Annotated in this window: 16 protein-coding genes; 15 read left to right on the plus strand and 1 reads right to left on the minus strand. The window is 36.7% G+C overall.

The window, feature by feature from the left end:
• Positions 1-27 precede the first annotated feature (27 nt).
• The 3 genes from BMX24_RS03520 (at position 28) to BMX24_RS03530 (ending at position 4,145) form a co-directional block, all read left to right on the plus strand.
• A complete protein-coding gene (locus BMX24_RS03520; protein WP_089792720.1) occupies positions 28-774 on the plus strand; it encodes a metallophosphoesterase in 747 nt (248 codons plus the stop codon).
• An 81-nt stretch (positions 775-855) separates the two neighbouring features.
• A complete protein-coding gene (locus BMX24_RS03525) occupies positions 856-3,027 on the plus strand; it encodes an outer membrane beta-barrel protein (RefSeq protein ID WP_089790685.1) in 2,172 nt (723 codons plus the stop codon).
• 158 nt (positions 3,028-3,185) lie between these two features.
• Positions 3,186-4,145, plus strand: a complete 960-nt coding sequence (locus tag BMX24_RS03530) for a Fic family protein (RefSeq protein WP_449390476.1) — start codon at positions 3,186-3,188, stop codon at positions 4,143-4,145.
• A gap of 53 nt (positions 4,146-4,198) precedes the next feature.
• Here BMX24_RS03530 and BMX24_RS03535 read toward each other — a convergent pair whose 3' ends face one another.
• The gene (locus BMX24_RS03535) at positions 4,199-6,463 is read right to left on the minus strand and encodes a glycoside hydrolase family 3 C-terminal domain-containing protein (protein WP_089792721.1); all 2,265 of its coding nucleotides are present in this window, start codon (positions 6,461-6,463) and stop codon (positions 4,199-4,201) included.
• A 226-nt stretch (positions 6,464-6,689) separates the two neighbouring features.
• Here BMX24_RS03535 and BMX24_RS03540 point away from each other — a divergent pair, with 226 nt between their 5' ends.
• The 12 genes from BMX24_RS03540 (at position 6,690) to BMX24_RS03595 (ending at position 17,283) form a co-directional block, all read left to right on the plus strand.
• A complete protein-coding gene (locus BMX24_RS03540; RefSeq protein WP_089790687.1) occupies positions 6,690-7,622 on the plus strand; it encodes a ring-cleaving dioxygenase in 933 nt (310 codons plus the stop codon).
• A gap of 61 nt (positions 7,623-7,683) precedes the next feature.
• On the plus strand, positions 7,684-7,980 hold the full coding sequence (locus BMX24_RS03545) for a GNAT family N-acetyltransferase (protein ID WP_089790688.1): 297 nt from the start codon (positions 7,684-7,686) through the stop codon (positions 7,978-7,980).
• A 66-nt stretch (positions 7,981-8,046) separates the two neighbouring features.
• Entirely contained in the window at positions 8,047-9,000 is a 954-nt protein-coding gene (locus BMX24_RS03550) for a VOC family protein (RefSeq protein WP_089790689.1), read from the plus strand.
• Positions 9,001-9,004: 4 nt separating this feature from the next.
• A complete protein-coding gene (locus tag BMX24_RS03555) occupies positions 9,005-9,625 on the plus strand; it encodes an alpha/beta hydrolase (protein WP_089792722.1) in 621 nt (206 codons plus the stop codon).
• A gap of 120 nt (positions 9,626-9,745) precedes the next feature.
• On the plus strand, positions 9,746-10,093 hold the full coding sequence (locus tag BMX24_RS03560; protein ID WP_089790690.1) for a cupin domain-containing protein: 348 nt from the start codon (positions 9,746-9,748) through the stop codon (positions 10,091-10,093).
• A 204-nt stretch (positions 10,094-10,297) separates the two neighbouring features.
• Positions 10,298-10,609, plus strand: a complete 312-nt coding sequence (locus BMX24_RS03565) for a hypothetical protein (protein WP_089790691.1) — start codon at positions 10,298-10,300, stop codon at positions 10,607-10,609.
• Between the two features lie 10 nt (positions 10,610-10,619).
• Positions 10,620-11,204 carry a Crp/Fnr family transcriptional regulator gene (locus BMX24_RS03570; RefSeq protein WP_089790692.1) on the plus strand — a complete coding sequence of 195 codons (585 nt, stop codon included), beginning with the start codon at positions 10,620-10,622 and terminating at the stop codon, positions 11,202-11,204.
• 445 nt (positions 11,205-11,649) lie between these two features.
• A complete protein-coding gene (locus BMX24_RS03575; RefSeq protein ID WP_089790693.1) occupies positions 11,650-12,525 on the plus strand; it encodes a pirin family protein in 876 nt (291 codons plus the stop codon).
• A 217-nt stretch (positions 12,526-12,742) separates the two neighbouring features.
• Positions 12,743-14,866 carry a type IA DNA topoisomerase gene (locus BMX24_RS03580; protein WP_089790694.1) on the plus strand — a complete coding sequence of 708 codons (2,124 nt, stop codon included), beginning with the start codon at positions 12,743-12,745 and terminating at the stop codon, positions 14,864-14,866.
• A gap of 303 nt (positions 14,867-15,169) precedes the next feature.
• Positions 15,170-15,592, plus strand: a complete 423-nt coding sequence (locus BMX24_RS03585) for a PaaI family thioesterase (RefSeq protein ID WP_089790695.1) — start codon at positions 15,170-15,172, stop codon at positions 15,590-15,592.
• Positions 15,593-15,874: 282 nt separating this feature from the next.
• Complete coding sequence (locus BMX24_RS03590) at positions 15,875-16,354, plus strand: RNA polymerase sigma factor (RefSeq protein ID WP_089790696.1); 480 nt, start codon at positions 15,875-15,877, stop codon at positions 16,352-16,354.
• 107 nt (positions 16,355-16,461) lie between these two features.
• Positions 16,462-17,283: a FecR family protein gene (locus BMX24_RS03595; protein ID WP_089790697.1), complete on the plus strand. Its 822-nt coding sequence runs from the start codon at positions 16,462-16,464 to the stop codon at positions 17,281-17,283.
• Positions 17,284-17,341: the final 58 nt, after the last annotated feature.

Raw genomic sequence — 17,341 nt, forward strand, 5'->3', positions numbered from 1 at the left:
ATGCCGGTTCTTTTTTATTTTAGCGACATGAAAATACAAATCATCAGTGATCTGCATCAGGAATTTGGATATACCGATTTATCTTTTGATAAAGCGGATGTTGTTGTTTTGGCGGGAGATGTGAATTTGGGAACAAAAGGAATTGATTGGATAAAAACTAAAATCCAGGATAAGCCGGTGATTTATGTTCTTGGAAATCATGAATATTACAAAGGTTCTTACCCGAAAACGTTAAACAAAATAAAAGAATCGGCACAGGATTCCAATGTTTTTGTATTGGAAGATGATTTTGTGGATATTGATGGGATTCGCTTTCACGGAGCGACTTTATGGACGGATTTTTCCATTTTCGGAGATCCCAGATATTACGGATTTGTATGCCAGAACGGGATGAATGATTTTAAGCAAATCAGACGCGATCCTTCATATTCGAAAATGAGATCGATTGATATTTTTAAAATTCATCAAATATCCAGAGCCTGGCTTCAGGAAAGTCTGGAAAACTCAAAAGGTTTAAAAAATATTGTAGTGACGCATCATGCGCCAAGTCTTCAGTCGACGCCCGCACATTTTAAGGAAGATCCGTTGACATCAGCTTATGTTTCCAACCTCGAGGATTTTATTCTGGAACATCGGCCTTTGTATTGGATTCATGGGCATATTCATACGCCTTCAAGGTATAAGATCGGAGAAACGGAAGTGATTTGTAATCCGCATGGATATGTGGTAGACGAATATAACGGATATGAAAAGGAGCTGATTATAGAGGTGTAAAAAATATTTTTCTTATTTTTTTGCGATTTGATGTAACATTTATTCATCATTTGGTGTCTTATAGTTAAAATCAAATCATTAATGAAGAAATTATTTTCGTCAATTGCTGTACTCGTTGGTCTTTTGGCGTTTGCGCAGGAGAAAAAAGATACCATAAGAAAAGAAACACAAATCGAAGGAATCACGGTAACCGCCAGAAAACCCACCGTAGAATCAAAAGTTGACCGCACGGTTTTCAATGTTGCCAACAGTTCTATTTTAGCGGGAAATACGACGTGGGATGTCTTGAGAATGACCCCTTTGGTAAGTATCGATAACAATGATGCTGTAAAGGCTGAGGGTGAATCGGTGACGGTTTATATTAATGACAGAAAATCTGTTTTCACAGGAAAGGAACTGAAAGAATATTTAAAGACAATTCCTGCTGATAATCTGATGAAAATTGAGGTCATTACCAGCCCTTCTTCAAGATACGAAACTGCCGGATCGGTCATTAATATTGTTTTGAAAAAAAGGGATGATGAAGGAATTAAAGGAAGTGTCACCTTCAACAACAGGCAACAGCAAAAAAATTCGCAATACACAAATCTTAATTTAAATTATCATAAAAAAAGCTTCACACAAACCTTAATTGGAAGTTACAGTGATAATAGTTATCTGCAAAAAAGCGCTCTTCAAAGCACGTCTTATGCCGATAATTCTGTTACGGAAATCAATACGGTGAGTGTCGGGAGAAGCAAAAGCCCTTCACTTTCTTCCACTTCAGAATTTGAATTAAATGACAAAAATACTGCAGGGCTTATTTTGGAATACTATCAGGGAAACTCAACAAATTCCGCAGAAGCGAACGGAATAACGCACATTGATAATATTTTTAACCGTTCTTATACACAAAACCAGTGGGCATCGGGACTCAGCCGTACTTTAGGAACCAATATTTTTTATAAATTTTACGATAAAGAAAAAAACAGAATTCTAGACATCAATCTTGGATCGAATTATTATGGTCAGTCTGAGGATAATAATTTTGTGAAAAACCAATTAATATCAAACAATTCTACTCTATACGAAACGAGAGTGCTGTCGGACAGTGAAAACAGAAATTATTATGTTAAAATTGATTATACACAGCCTTTAGGGAAAGAATGGGGAACATTGGAAGTAGGCGGAAAAATGGACTTTAACAATAATGTTATTCCCAATGATTTGTCTGCTACCCAGATGGATGGTTTGAGTACTCATGATATTTTCCATTATGAGGATAATATTAACTCGTTGTATGCGAACTACAGTAAAACTTTCTTTAAAAAACTGGAAACAAGAATAGGGCTTCGTTACGAGCATATTGATTATAAAATGCGACAGGATGTAGCAGGAGCCAGCCGGAAAGATTCTTATGGAGCTTTCCTTCCTAATTTATTGCTAAAATATTCCTTTTCTGAAAAATATGATTTAAGTCTGACCTACAACAGGAATCTCTGGCGTCCCTGGTATGCGGAGTTTAATCCCTTTATGGTTCCAAATGACAACGGATTTTACAGTCGGGGAAATATGGAGCTGGAGCCTAATCCGAGCCACAGATTGTACATGAAGCTTGGGCTTTTTAAGAAATATTTTATTTCTGCGAGATACATGTATACCGATCAGGATTACTGGACAAGTTATATTTTTGAAACCAATCCTACAGACCCTACAAAAAACAAAACGATTACCCAGCCTGATAATTTCAAAGGGAGGGTACAGAAATACTATCTTTTTGCTAATACCAATCAGACATTTTTGAAAAATAAACTGACCGTAAATGTAGGTTTTGGATGGTATTATATGGATAACAGCGATTTTAATCTTAAAAATAATCTGGAAAACGCAAGAGATTATCTAAGCTATTGGGGAGGTTCTACGAATATTTCGTATACCAACCTTTTTAACAAAAATATTAATCTGAGCGCCTGGGTAGAAATTTCAAATCAGAATAACGGAAATTCTTATGCTAACAGAACGAATGTTTTCCATAATATTTCTGTGACAAAAATTTTCCCGAAAACTCAGATGGAAGCCAGTTTACAGCTGATGAATATTTTCCAGAGACCAAATTTTGATGCTACGACCTATAATCAAACCGGAACTCTTAGAAATTCTATGCAATGGGATTGGTACGGGGTTTCGCTTTCATTCGTAAAACGTTTTGGAAACCAGAAAGTGAAAGAAAATACCAAAACCGATGTTGAGAAAAATGCTGGTGGCGGTAAGTAAAAAGCTGATTTTAAAATATTTATTTAACACGGATTTTTTCCGTGTTTTTTGTTTGTTTTAATTTTGATAGTATCATTTGATACTATTAATTATTTCAAATTTACTAGATGATCTTAAAAAATAGTATCTTTGATACTATCAAATGATACTATCAAGCTTTGAAACCACCATATAAAATTACAGATAAGATTTTAATGTTAGTAGCTTCTATTTCAGAGAAAATAGGAGAAATTAATGCTAATCATCTCTATAAACCAACGACTGAATTACGAAAAAAAAATCAAATCAAAACGATTCAATCTTCTCTTGAAATTGAAGGAAATACCCTTACGGAAGAACAAATAACCGCTTTGTTGGAAAACAAAAGGGTTATCGCTCCGGCAAAAGATATTTTGGAAGTACAGAATGCCATTAAAGTATATGATGATTTAAAAATATTTGATCCGAAAAAAATAAAAGATTTACAATTGGCACACTCGATTTTAATGAAAGATCTGGTAAGCAGTGCCGGAAAATTCAGAACTACCAATGTGGGAATCGTAAAAGGATCTCAAGTGGAACATCTTGCTCCCGGAGGTTCGATGATAAAAGGATTGATGAATGATCTTTTTATATATCTGAAAAATGATAACGATTTAATCTTAATTAAAAGCTGTGTATTTCATTATGAATTTGAATTTATACATCCTTTCATCGACGGCAATGGAAGAATGGGAAGGCTCTGGCAAACTTTAATTTTGATGCAGCAATATCCTGTATTTGAATATTTACCGGTTGAAAGTTTAATCAAACAAAATCAGCAGGAATATTACAACAAGCTCTCAGAATCCGATAAAATGGGACAGTCGACTCCTTTTATTGAATTTATGTTGGGAATAATATTGGAATCTTTGAAACATGTTTTACAATCTCAGAATATCAATTTAAGTACAAAAGACAGAATATTTTTATGTAAAGAAAAGATGGGAGATAAAAAATTCAGTAGAAAAGATTATTTGCAGAATTTTAAAAACATTTCTGCACCCACAGCGAGCCGAGATCTGAAATGGGCAGTTGATGAGAATATTTTAATAAAATCGGGTGAACAAAGATTGACGGAATATCAGTTTAAAGAATAAAAAAAGAGCCCAAAAATTTGGACTCTCGGCTTTAGAAATATAAATAAGTAAAATTACTTCAATGTAAACTTCACCTTTGTTTTAATAGCGTCGGAAGAATTTCCGATTTGTGCTTCAAAATCTCCCGGTTCGGCCACCCAGTCGTGTTTATCGGCATCGAAGAAGCTTAAAGCGGTTTTGTCAATCGAAAATGTCACTTCTTTTTCTTCACCCGGATTCAAAAATACCTTTTCAAAACCTTTCAATTCCTTTGCAGGACGCTGAACAGACGATTTCAAATCACTGATATACAACTGTGCAACTTCTGCTCCGGCTCTTTTTCCGGTGTTTTTAACGGTAACGGAGATTGTTATTTTGTCGTCCTGCGTCATCGTTGTCTTATCGGCTTTTGCTTTTCCAAATTCAAAAGTTGTATAGCTCAGACCATGTCCAAAACTGAACAAAGGCTTAATTTTTTTCGTGTCATGCCAACGATAGCCTACCAAAATTCCTTCGTTATAAGCAATATTGATTGGATTATTCTGGTCTTTTCCTTTTCCGGCAGCCAATTCTTCTTTATTTCCCGGATATTCTCCCAATTGATGAGCTGCATTATCTTCCAGCTTCACAGGGAATGTAAACGGCAGTTTTCCTGAAGGGTTTGTGTCACCAGCTAAGATCGAAGCAATAGAATTTCCTGCTTCAGAACCCAGATACCAAGCCTGAACAATCGTCGGAACTTCCTTCACCCAAGGCATAGCCACCGCATTTCCTGAAACCAGAACCACCGCAAGATTTTTGTTGGCTTTTGCCAATGCAGAAATTACATTGTTCTGATTATAAGGAAGTTCATAGCTTTTTCTGTCATTCCCTTCACTGTCCTGAAAATCAGCTTTATTTAAACCTCCGATGAAAATAACATAGTCGGATTTTTTAGCTAATTCTACAGCTTCATTTAAAATTTCACCCGGAGAACGGTCGTCTTTCAGGTTTTGCCCGGATTTTACCCCATTGTATTCTCCACCGATGTCTCCCACATAGCCTCTTGCATATTGTACGTCTGCCTGTTTTCCGAATCTGGCTTTAATTCCGTCTAATGGAAGGGTTTCATATTTTACTTTTAAAGAAGAAGAACCTCCTCCGATAGTCATGATTTTGATGGCATTTTCACCGATTACGGCAATTTTTTTAGCTTTATTAATATCAATCGGAAGTACATTTCCTTGATTTTTCAACAAAACGATTCCTTCTTCGCCGATTTCTTTGGCCACAGCTTTGTGTTCTTCAGAAGCGATGTTTCCGAAAGGTTTGTTTTTATTCATCGTGGTTTTGTAAGCCAAACGTAGAATTCTCGTTACTTTATCATCAAGTTCCTGTGTGCCGACTTTCCCTTCTTTAATTAACTTTAAATAAGGTTTAGCTAAATAATAATTATCATAAGCATTGGAATTCCCTTCCGAAAGCCCGTTTGTCCAGCTCCCGAATTCAAGGTCTAATCCGTTGTGTATGGCTTGTTCTGTACTGTTTACCGCACCCCAGTCTGAAACTACAACTCCTTTATAATTCCATTCTTTCTTTAAAATATCATTTAATAAATACTGATTCTGACTGGCATACTGACCTTTATACATATCATAAGCTCCCATGATTGTCCAGGAATCACCTTCTGTAACCGCCGCTTTGAAAGCCGGAAGATAAATCTCGTACAACGTTCTGTCATCGATTTTTACATTGCTTGTATGGCGGAACATTTCCTGGTTATTCAGCGCAAAATGCTTCACCGAAGTTGCCACACCGTTTGACTGAACACCTTTGATATAAGGAACCACCATTTTTGAGGTTAGATAAGGATCTTCACCCATATATTCGAAATTCCTTCCGTTCAGTGGAGTTCTGTAAATATTCACTCCGGGTCCTAAAAGGATATCTTTTTTTCTGTATCGTGCTTCTTCGCCCAAAGCTTTACCGTAGTTCCAGGACATTTTTTTGTTCCATGTTGCGGAAAGGGCTGTCAGTGCCGGATAAGCAATGATAGAGTCGTTGGTCCAGCCAGCCTGGTTCCATTCGTCCCACATTACTTCCGGGCGAACACCGTGTGGTCCGTCTGTTGTCCAGAATTCCGGAATTCCCAACCTCGGAACACCTGCTGAACTGAATTTTGACTGTGCATGAAGCATCGCAATTTTTTCTTCCAGCGTCATTCTGGAGAGAGCATCCTGAACACGCTGTTCCACAGGTTTGGAATCGTCTAAATATACAGGTAGAGCAGTAGTATTTTGAGCCATATACGAAGCAGAAATAAGGGTAATTAAACTTACAATGGCGGTTTTCTTGAACATAAAAAGCCTTTTTTGATTGGTAACAAAAATAGCAAAAATTTTTATTATCTCAAATTGAGAAAATGAAAATTTAATGAAATGGTTATTAATAACCAATATGTTATTTCATTTAGACAAAGCAGTGAGTTGTTATTCTGACAAAATATGATAAAACATCATTTATTAAACTAGTTAAATGTCCAGCATTTCAAACCGTCGTAATTTAGCATCATAAAATAAAAACAACATGGAAAATAGAATTTTAGGTTTGCATCACATTACAGCGATCGCAGACAACGCAAAAAGAAATTTAGATTTTTATACTCAGGTTTTGGGAGTTAGACTGGTAAAGAAAACGGTGAATTTTGATGATCCGGGAACTTACCACTTTTATTTCGGAAACGAAGAAGGAACTCCGGGAACGATCTTAACATTCTTTCCGTGGGAAGGAATTGGAAAAGGCACCAACGGTTCCGGTTTAGCTACACACATCGGATATTCCGTTCCAAAAGGAAGCTTGGAATTCTGGAAAAACAGATTGCAACAATTTAATATAAATGTAGAAGAAGGGGAAATTTTCGGGGAAAAACTGATTTCATTTCAGGATCCGGATGGCTTACAATTACAGTTCATCGAATCAGCAACACCTGACAACAGAAAAGTCTGGACAACTGATGATATTAAAGATGAAAATGCTTTGAAAGGCTTCCACAATATCACATTGACATTGAGAAAAGCAGATCCGACAATCAAAGTATTGACAGATATTTTCGGGTACGATTTACAAAAACAGGAAGGTGAAAGATACCGTTTTGCAACCGATGCGATTGAAACAGCAAATCTTGTCGACATCATTGAAAATGATAAAATATCAGCAGGAAGAAATGCTGCGGGAACCAATCACCACGTTGCATTCAGGGTGAAAAATGATAATGTTTTAATGGAATTCCGTGAAAAAGTTTTATCTGCAGGATTGAATATCACTCCGAAAATCGACAGAGATTATTTCTACTCACTGTATTTCCGTGAACCGGGCGGTGTTTTATTTGAAATCGCGACCGATAACCCGGGATTCACTGTGGATGAGCCTTTGAACGAATTGGGAACAAGCTTAAAGCTTCCAAAACAACACGAAGGACTACGCGAAAAAATTGAAGAAGTTTTACCGAAATTATCATAGATCATTACTCAATTTTCAGAAAGGTCTTACCTTTAAATTATTAATTAAAAAATCAAAAGCAATGGAAACTACAAAAGTGCTCATGGGAAACGTGAGAGGTGAAATTCAACTTTTCTCAGACGATAACAAAGCAGGGAAAATGGATATCTCGGTAATCGGAAAAAAATTAACCGTTTATCATACCGAAGTGAATGAAGAATACGAAGGAAGAGGTTTTGCAAAAATTTTACTGGAAAAACTGGTTTCCTACGCAAGAGAAAATGATTTGAAAATTCTGGCGTTGTGTCCCTATGTTCATGCCCAATTCAAACGCCATCCTGAAGAATATCAAGATGTTTGGTTGAAAGAAGAGGAATAATTTAACTAAAAGCTTTGCGTCTTAGCGTTAAAAGTAAACAACTATCAACAACAAAAACCAAGAACTATGTCACTCATCACAGGACTTCACCACGTAACCGCCATCACAGGCGATTCACAGGAAAATATAGACTTTTACACCGGAGTTTTAGGACTTCGATTGGTAAAAAAGACGGTAAATTTTGATTATTCCGATGTTTATCATTTTTATTTCGGGGACGAATTCGGAACTCCGGGAACGATTATGACGACTTTCCCGTATGGAAAAGGTCTGGTGAATGGGAGACACGGTAAAGGAATGCTGAATACAACAGCTTTTTCAGTGTCAATGGATGCGTTGGATTATTGGATGAACCGTTTGAATCAGTTTAATATACCTTTTAAGCAGCCTCAGCAAAGGTTTTCCGGAGAAGTTTTTATTTACTTGGAAGATTTTGACGGATTGGGATTGGAGTTGGTTTTTAATGATAAAGACAATAGAAAAGGCTATTACAACGGATTTATTCCAAAAGATTTTGCTATCAAAGGAATTCATCATGTAGAAATCTGGCTGGATGCATATGAAAGAACAGCAGCGTTGTTGACGACTCAAATGGATCACAAACTCATTGCCGAGAGTTCAGACCGGTTCAGGTTTGCAACGGAAGATGTTCCCGGAAAATATGTGGATCTGCTTTGCACTCCGAATGCGTTGAAAGGTTTGGCGGGAAGAGGGACGGTTCACCACGTGGCTTTTGCGACCCCCAACGCAGAAACGCAGCTTGAAATGGTTGAAAAATTAAACAAACTTGGCTTGGAACATACTGAGGTGAAGGACAGAAAATATTTCACTTCCGTATATTTTAAAGAGCCGGGAGGTGTTTTGTTTGAAATCGCCACTTCAGGCCCGGGATTCGATGTGGATGAGGAGTTTGCTTCCTTGGGTGAACAGCTAAGCCTGCCGAAACAATTTGAAGAAAAAAGAGAACATTTGGTTGAAGTTTTACCAAAAATTAATTATCCGACAGAAAAATTTAGATAAAATAATGAGTCATACTTTAGATATAAAAACAGGAGGGAAATCATTGAATGAAGCTGAAAAAGTGTTAATCATGATTCACGGAAGAGGAGGAAGTGCACAGGATATTGTAAGCTTATCACAGCATTTGAATGTGAAAGATTATGCCTTATTAGCTCCTCAGGCGACCAACGGAACCTGGTATCCTTTTTCGTTCATGGCTCCGGTTGAGCAAAACGAACCGTGGCTGTCATCTGCTGTTGAAACGGTTGAAAAAACAGTTCAAACCGCTTTGGATGCAGGAATTAAATCCGAAAATATTTACTTTTTCGGATTTTCGCAGGGGGCTTGTCTTACGTTGGAATTTTTAGCAAGAAATGCTCAGAAGTTCGGTGGAGCAGCAGCGATTATCGGTGGAGTTATCGGTGAAAAAATCGATCGTGAAAATTATAAAGGTGATTTTGCCCAGACTCCGATTTTCCTGGGAACAAGCAATCCGGATTTTCATGTTCCGGTGGAAAGAGTGTATGCAACGGCCAATATTTTAAAGGAAATGAATGCTGATGTAACGGAAAAGGTTTACGCAAATTTCGGACATTCTATCAATCAAGAGGAAATTGAATGGGCGAATGCTTTGATTTTTAAATAATTTAAATACAAATCGACACGAATATTTTCACAAATAACACAATATTGGATTCAATAGGAACGGGCTTTAGCCTGTTTAAACAAATAAAATAAATCAATTGGCTTTAGCCAAAACAAAAAAATGAAAATAACAAGAATCTTCAGTGACGAAAAAGGCGAATCTCATTTTGAAGATGTAGAAATTCCTTTACTTGATCAGGGTGAAATCGGTTTTCTGTCAGAAGGCATTGATGTCAAAAAACTGCAGTTCAGAAAGGTTTCCGCAGATTATGATTATGACTTTCATCACGCTCCCCAAAAACAGTATATTATATTGCTGGACGGCGGCGTGGAAATAGAAACTTCGCTTGGTGAGATCAGACAGTTTCAGACCGGAGAAATTCTTTTGGTTGAAGATATTTCGGGAAAAGGTCATAAAACGAAGAACTTAGAAAAGCGGGAGAGAATGTCTTTGTTTATTCATGTTTAAATTAATTTTAATGAATTTATTAAAGAAAAGATTGCTTCGTCATTTCTGAGCCATGCTCAAAGATTTATAGTGTTCACAATGACAAAGCCTTAGCTGAGCGAAACGCCTTTGCGAACGAAAAATAAGCAGAAAGAATTAACAAAAAACCTAGCGTCTTCGCGTTAAAACCAAAAACCAGCAACAACCAACCAACAACAAAAACCTATGAAAACACTAAACTTTCTCGTCATCGGAAAAAATCAGGAAATTCTTGATGTATTAAAAAGGATCATCGAAAATAATGAAGGCTGGAAGGCAGAAATTCAGAGCGATGAAAATTTCTGCTATGAATATATCAAAGAAAAACAGGTAGATATCGTGCTGTTGAGTTCCGGATTGGAAGAACAATTTGAAAAAGATATTAAAGTTTTTTGTGAAAATTTAGACAAAGAAGTGAAGGTTATTGACCATTACGGAGGAGGAAGTGGACTGCTAAAGAATGAAGTTTACGCACTTTTTCCTAATTTGCAGTCATAAACTGCAATTTATGTCTGAAAACATCATCGAAAACGTAACACGATTCATCAACCTTAGCGAAAACGAAGAAAAATTTTTCACGGATTTATTGACGCTACAGACTTTTCCCAAGAAAACTGTCTTGTTGAGGGAAGGAGAAATCTGCCAGTTTGAGGGATACATCCAAAAAGGTTGTGTAAGAGTCTATTACCTTGATGATAACGGTTTTGAAGTAACTATTTTATTTGCCATTGAAGATTGGTGGATCAGCGATATTGCTTCATTTCAGGAACAAAAACCTTCACGATTATACATCGAAACTTTGGAAGATTCGGAAATTTATATGCTGAATCCTACAACGAAAGAAAAATTATTAACCGAAATTCCAAAATTCGAAAGAGTTTTCAGAATGTTGGTACAGAGAAATCTTTCAACCTTACAAAGCCGTTTGGTGAATACCATTTCAAAAAGCGCATCCGACCGATATTTGGAGTTTATCAAAGTTTATCCATCCATTCCGCAAAGGGTTGCGCAATATTACATTGCTTCTTATCTCGGAGTTTCTAAGGAATTTGTAAGTACAATCAGAAAACGTCTGGCTTCGAAGGAGAAATAGTTTTTTCTACCATTAAAATATATGCAAAATTCCCCTCCATTGGAGGGGTGGCGAAAATTCAAAGAATTTTTGACGGGGTGGTTTAAGCATACATATTAAACTACCCCGTCTTTTTGTTTCACAAAAATCCACCCTTTCATTGAAGGGGAATCTCACACTGCAAACCGACCTGGGAAAATGGAGCGTTAAGAAAATTCTACTGTTCGAAGCGCGAGACAAATGTTAAATTGAAACACTAACGTTGAATTCGCGCAAGTTTGGGAATTTTAGGAATAAATTTAAATTTTTAGCGGAAGTTTCCAAGTCCTGAACTTTTGGTTCTTCTGTTTCAAGACAAAAGGACTTAATTATTTAATAAAAATTAAATTTATTAAACTAGTTAAATGCACAGCAATTCCAATCTTCCGAAATTTGTCCTATCAAAACGAATAAATTACGAATACATATGGACCGAAAAGATTTTTTAAAGAAAGGATTACTGGGAACCGGAATGTTTGTAGCATCAGCTTCACTAGGCAACGCCATGAAAAATGAGATCGACGAAATCGAACCGTTGGAACCGATCGGATACAATCACTTACCCAATCCCGATTCGAAAATTAAAGACAATTCTGTGATTCACAAAGCGGATTCCAGAGGAAAGGCGGATCATGGATGGTTGGTGAGCAATCATACGTTCAGTTTTGCAAATTATTACAATCCCGAAAGAATGCATTTCGGTGTGTTGAGGGTTTTAAATGATGATAAGGTTGATGCAGGAAGAGGCTTCGGAACGCACCCTCACGACAATATGGAAATCATCAGTATTCCGTTGGAAGGTGATCTGGAACACAAGGACAGCATGGGAAATTCAGCCATTATCAAAAGTGGAGATATTCAGGTAATGAGTGCCGGAACAGGAATCATGCACAGTGAATTTAATAAAAATCAAGATCAGTTGGTAAAATTCCTTCAAATCTGGGTCTATCCGAACAAAAGAAATGTCACTCCAAGATATGATCAGATCACACTTGACAAAACGAAAAGCAAAAATAAATTTCAGCAAATCCTTTCTCCAAATGCCAATGACGAAGGTGTGTGGATTCACCAGGATGCCTGGTTTCACTTAGGAAATTTTGAAAATAATATTGAAACCAATTACCACATCAGGAAAAAAGGAAATGGAGTCTATGCTTTTATCATTAAAGGAAGCGCCGAAATTGAAGGTCAGAAGCTGGAAGAAAGAGATGGTTTTGGGGTTTGGGATATTTCAGATATACAAATTAAAACAACATCAGAAAACACGGAAATCCTTTTAATGGATGTTCCCATGACGATGTAATAAATTATATTAATGAACCTTGTTTCATAATTATTGTTGGTGAGCTCCCTTTTTTTAAGGGGGCTTTTTTATTTTTAAAACAGATAAAATTTAATAGTTTAAAAATTAATTTTCATAACATCCAAACTATCAACCATCAACTGACAACTCTCAACTAAATTAGCAAAATCCAAAAAAAATCCCGATTTTTGCTCCCCTTTCAATAATTCCGAAATTCATGAAACTTTGTATTGCCGAAAAACCCAGTGTTGCCAGAGATATCGCCAAAGTATTGGGCGCGACCACGCCTAAACAAGGCTATATGGAAGGAAACGGCTATTGCGTGACATGGACGTTCGGACATCTTTGTACCCTCAAAGAACCTCACGATTACGGACCGCAGTACAAATCCTGGAATCTGTTTCTGCTGCCCATTATTCCAAATAATTTCGGGATCAAATTAATTCCCAACAAAGGCGTTGAAAATCAATTTAAAGTCATTGAAAGATTGGTCGGAGAATGCGATGAGGTTATCAACTGCGGGGATGCCGGTCAGGAGGGAGAACTGATTCAAAGATGGGTCTTGCAGAAGGCAAAATGCACCAAGCCGATTCAGCGTTTGTGGATTTCTTCCCTTACCGAAGAGGCAATTAAAGAAGGTTTTGCCAGTTTAAAACCTGCCGAAGATTACAAAAATCTCTATCTCGCAGGAAATGCAAGAGCGATCGGCGACTGGTTATTGGGTATCAATGCGACAAGGCTTTTTACAAAGAAATTTGGTGGAAATAAAGCGGTTCTTTCGATCGGAAGAGTGCAGACTCCGACATTGGCAATGCTGGTTCAGCGTCAGAAGGAGATTGATGCTTTTACGGTGGAAGAATATTGGGAACTGAAAACCAAATACCGTGACGTCATTTTCAATGCTGCGATTGACCGTTTAAAAACATTAGACCGCGCAGAAAAAGGCCTGGAATATCTAAAGGAAAACCTTTTTGAAATTGTTTCTTTCGAAATTAAAGAAGGTAAAGAAAAGAATCCGAGATTATTTGATTTGACCGGACTTCAGGTGGAAGCCAACAAAAAATACGGTTACTCAGCGGAAAATACATTAAATTATATTCAAAGTCTTTACGAGAAAAAGCATGTGACATATCCGCGTGTTGATACGACTTATTTATCGGAAAGTTTGTATCCTAAAATTGAAGGAATTCTCAGAAAAATGACATTCTATCAGGATTTGGTGACACCATTGCTGCAGGAACCGATTCCTAAGTCGAAAGCGGTTTTTGATGATACGAAAGTTACGGATCACCACGCTATTATCCCGACCGAAGTTCCGCCTTCTCAGAATCTGAGCAGGGAAGAAAAACTGATTTATGATTTGATTGCAAAACGTTTTATCTCTGTTTTCTATCCTGAATGTAAAATTTCAAACACGTTGGTTGAGGCTAAAGTCGGCACGATTCCTTTTAAAACAAGTGGAAAGCAGATTCTGGAACCGGGATGGAGAGCAGTTTATGCCAAAGAACCGAAAGAAGAATCTACCGATAAAGAAAAAGATAAGGAAGAGGAACAAACGATTCCTGAATTCACGGTCGGGGAAACCGGTCCTCACGATCCGATGATTCATCAGGGAAAAACTTCACCGCCAAAACCTTACACGGAAGCAACGCTTCTGAGAGCCATGGAAACCGCCGGAAAACAGGTGGAAGATGAAGAGCTTCGGGAATTATTAAAAAATAACGGAATCGGAAGACCTTCGACCCGCGCCAATATTATCGAAACGCTTTTCAAACGAAAATATATCGAGAAGAAAAGAAAAAATTTGATCGCCACCCAAACCGGAATTCAATTAATCGACACCATTGAAGACGAATTGCTGAAAAGCCCGGAACTGACAGGAGAATGGGAATCAAAACTTCGCAGAATTGAAAAAGGTGAATATGAAGCCAACCAGTTTAAGGAAGAATTGATCCAAATGGTGACCGAACTGACCAATAAAGTAGTCTACGGAAAAGGAAAAGTCATTACATTGGAAGAAGAAAAAACTGAAACTAAAGAAAAGAAAAAGCGCGAACCTGCTCCTAAAAAAGAACTTCAGTCGTGGGAAGAAACCCAATGCCCAAAATGTAAAGAGCATCATTTAATGAAAGGTAAAACCGCTGTCGGATGTTCAGATTTTAAAAATTGTGGCTTTAAAGTAACTTTCGAAATTTTCGGTAAAAAAATATCGGATAAACAGTTGATGGATTTGGTGTTGAAGGGAAAAACTTCAAAATTAAAAGGCTTTACCACACATCCGGAAAGTCTAGCGGAAGGTGTGCTGGCTTTGGATGAAAATTTTCAGATTGTATTGAGTTAATTATAAACTTAACGCTTCGACTCCGCTCAGCGTGACATCGCTACAAATTAACCGTTAATAAAACAGTTAGTATTAGAAGTGTCACGCTGAGCGGAGTCGAAGCGTTAAGCAGTAAACCTTACAAAAATATTATCCAAACAAATTAAAACATCAATAGGAGCGGGCTTTAGCCCGCTTAATCTTTTTAAACCCTCCAAAGGCTTTAGCCAAAACATAATAACAAAATCATTAAACTACACATTTGTTCCATTCGTGAAAAATATTTGTGTAATTTGTGTTTAAATTTACATTCAAAATAAAATAATGACCCCACAGAAAAAACAGCTCATCACCGATAGTTTCAGCCGTTCCGAAACCTTAAAATTCTACAAAGCCGAACTTTTAGAAGTTGAAACAGACTTTATTTCCATGAAAATTCCGAAAATGGATGTAATGACCAGAAAAGCAGGAATGTTCAACGGTGCAATGATTGCTTCTTTGGTGGATGTTTCGTCGGGATATGCAGCGGTAAGTCATTATGATGAAGATTGTTATGTTGTGACAGTGGAATTGAAAGTCAATTATTTAAGGCCTGCGATGGGCGATGCGTTGGTTTCCAAATCGTATGTGGTAAAAGGTGGTGCGAAAATCAGTGTGATCAGAACGGAAATTTATACCGTTGACGAAAACAGCGGATCGGAAAGTCATGTGGCAACTTCTTTGGTAACGATGATGAAGATAAAATAAGAAATAAGAAATTTTCTTCTTAAAATTGGTGTTATTTTACTGGTTTTTAGAATCTCATGTTTTTTAAGAATGTATGAATTTTAAGTAAAAAATTAATCTTTTTTGCTTGGATATCAAGTTGTTTTATTGAATTCTGTAGATCATGCAGAATTTATTTTTTTGTTGGAAAATACTGGGTTTTATTCATAGATTTACTCCGATCGACTGGGTAAAAATTAACATAATATTAATCCTGGAGAAATTTATTATAAATACTTTTGCGCAGTTGTTTATCAAAACACAATGATGGAACAATTCAAAGCTATATATTCCGAATACAAACACAGAGTTTACTTCTTTGTGAAAAAATACGTCCAGAGAGATGAGGATGTAGAAGATATTGTGCAGGATATTTTTGTACATATCTGGAAATATGCCGAAAAAAATAATTCTAAAGTTCCTCTCGAAGCCATTATTTTTAAGACCTGCAAACAGGAAGTAGCCAATTTTTACCGTAAAAATAAAATGATCATGGTTTCCTCTGACAATATTGTTAATGTTGATGAAGATGAGACAATCGATGAAATTTTCACGGAAGAACAGATTTCTCAGATAGAAGCTTTACTCGATAAATTACCCCAGCAGACCAAAAAACTGTTTATTCAGAATAAAATTGAAAATCTCAGCTACTCACAATTAGCTAAAGAAAATAATATTTCCAAAACTGCTATCGGCAAACAGATCAACAAGGCTATCAGCTTTTTAAAGGTAAATCTGCAGTAATTTTTCCTCACTTTTAATATGAACGGAATGTTAAATCTTACACAATAAGGTTTACGATTTTGCATTTCCGCGTATTCTCTTTAAAAGACTTTTTTGTCATCGCAAATATGAATTCGGAAAAAGATTTTGAAGAAACCTGGAAAGAAACCAGCAAAGGGCAAAACACGATTGATGATATCACAGACAAACGAATCTGGGATGGAATCAATCATAAAATTAAAAAGAAAAAATCCGGCAGGAAACTGTATTGGATAGCTGCCGTTTTGGTACCTCTTTTTGCATTAATGCTGATTTTCAAACCTTCTGAGGATTCAAAAAGAAACCTTGAGGCAAAATATGTTTTTGAAACATTCGGCGTGAAAAAAAACTTCAAACTTCCGGATGGAAGCTGGGTAGAGCTTGAGCCTAACAGTAAACTTACCCTCAGTGAAAAGTTTGGAGAAAAAAACAGGGAAGTGATGTTTGCGGGACAGGGAAGATTCAATGTAGCCAAAGACAAAACGAAACCTTTCAGAATTAATGCGGGAGAGTTTTTTGTACAGGTTTTGGGAACACAGTTTTTCCTGGACCAGAGATCTGAGGAGAAAAAAGTGGAATTATTCGAAGGAAAAGTAAAAGTGGAACATGCCGATAAAATAACCTATCTGCTTCCAAAAGAAATCTGGAGAACCGACGAAAAAAACGGGGACTTCCATTTTTATACCCCGGAAAAACAGAAAGATTTTACTTTCACGAATATTAATTATTCCGAGGCTATAAAGCAGCTGGAAGAAACCTATGACATCAAAATTGTATATCCTGCTGAGTTTAAAAATAAAAAAGTAAGCGGTGCATTTACAGGAAATCTTAATGAAGTTGTATCTGTAATCAGTTTCCCGTTCAGTTTAAAGGCAGAAAAAATTAACGAAAAAGAAATAATATTAAAATAAAACAGCACCGATATTGGCGTATCGATGCTGGGATTAATTCATTGAAAACAGGTTAAAA

This window comes from Chryseobacterium wanjuense (assembly GCF_900111495.1).
Classification (GTDB): domain Bacteria; phylum Bacteroidota; class Bacteroidia; order Flavobacteriales; family Weeksellaceae; genus Chryseobacterium; species Chryseobacterium wanjuense.

Excerpts from the sequence above, each read along its gene's own strand:
- BMX24_RS03520 (WP_089792720.1), top strand. The coding sequence starts at position 28 with ATGAAAATACAAATCATCAGTGATCTGCATCAGGAATTTGGATATACC.
- BMX24_RS03525 (WP_089790685.1), top strand. The coding sequence starts at position 856 with ATGAAGAAATTATTTTCGTCAATTGCTGTACTCGTTGGTCTTTTGGCG.
- BMX24_RS03535 (WP_089792721.1), bottom strand. The coding sequence starts at position 6,463 with ATGTTCAAGAAAACCGCCATTGTAAGTTTAATTACCCTTATTTCTGCT.
- BMX24_RS03540 (WP_089790687.1), top strand. The coding sequence starts at position 6,690 with ATGGAAAATAGAATTTTAGGTTTGCATCACATTACAGCGATCGCAGAC.
- BMX24_RS03545 (WP_089790688.1), top strand. The coding sequence starts at position 7,684 with ATGGAAACTACAAAAGTGCTCATGGGAAACGTGAGAGGTGAAATTCAA.
- BMX24_RS03550 (WP_089790689.1), top strand. The coding sequence starts at position 8,047 with ATGTCACTCATCACAGGACTTCACCACGTAACCGCCATCACAGGCGAT.
- BMX24_RS03555 (WP_089792722.1), top strand. The coding sequence starts at position 9,005 with ATGAGTCATACTTTAGATATAAAAACAGGAGGGAAATCATTGAATGAA.
- BMX24_RS03560 (WP_089790690.1), top strand. The coding sequence starts at position 9,746 with ATGAAAATAACAAGAATCTTCAGTGACGAAAAAGGCGAATCTCATTTT.
- BMX24_RS03565 (WP_089790691.1), top strand. The coding sequence starts at position 10,298 with ATGAAAACACTAAACTTTCTCGTCATCGGAAAAAATCAGGAAATTCTT.
- BMX24_RS03570 (WP_089790692.1), top strand. The coding sequence starts at position 10,620 with ATGTCTGAAAACATCATCGAAAACGTAACACGATTCATCAACCTTAGC.
- BMX24_RS03575 (WP_089790693.1), top strand. The coding sequence starts at position 11,650 with ATGGACCGAAAAGATTTTTTAAAGAAAGGATTACTGGGAACCGGAATG.
- BMX24_RS03580 (WP_089790694.1), top strand. The coding sequence starts at position 12,743 with ATGAAACTTTGTATTGCCGAAAAACCCAGTGTTGCCAGAGATATCGCC.
- BMX24_RS03585 (WP_089790695.1), top strand. The coding sequence starts at position 15,170 with ATGACCCCACAGAAAAAACAGCTCATCACCGATAGTTTCAGCCGTTCC.
- BMX24_RS03590 (WP_089790696.1), top strand. The coding sequence starts at position 15,875 with ATGATGGAACAATTCAAAGCTATATATTCCGAATACAAACACAGAGTT.
- BMX24_RS03595 (WP_089790697.1), top strand. The coding sequence starts at position 16,462 with ATGAATTCGGAAAAAGATTTTGAAGAAACCTGGAAAGAAACCAGCAAA.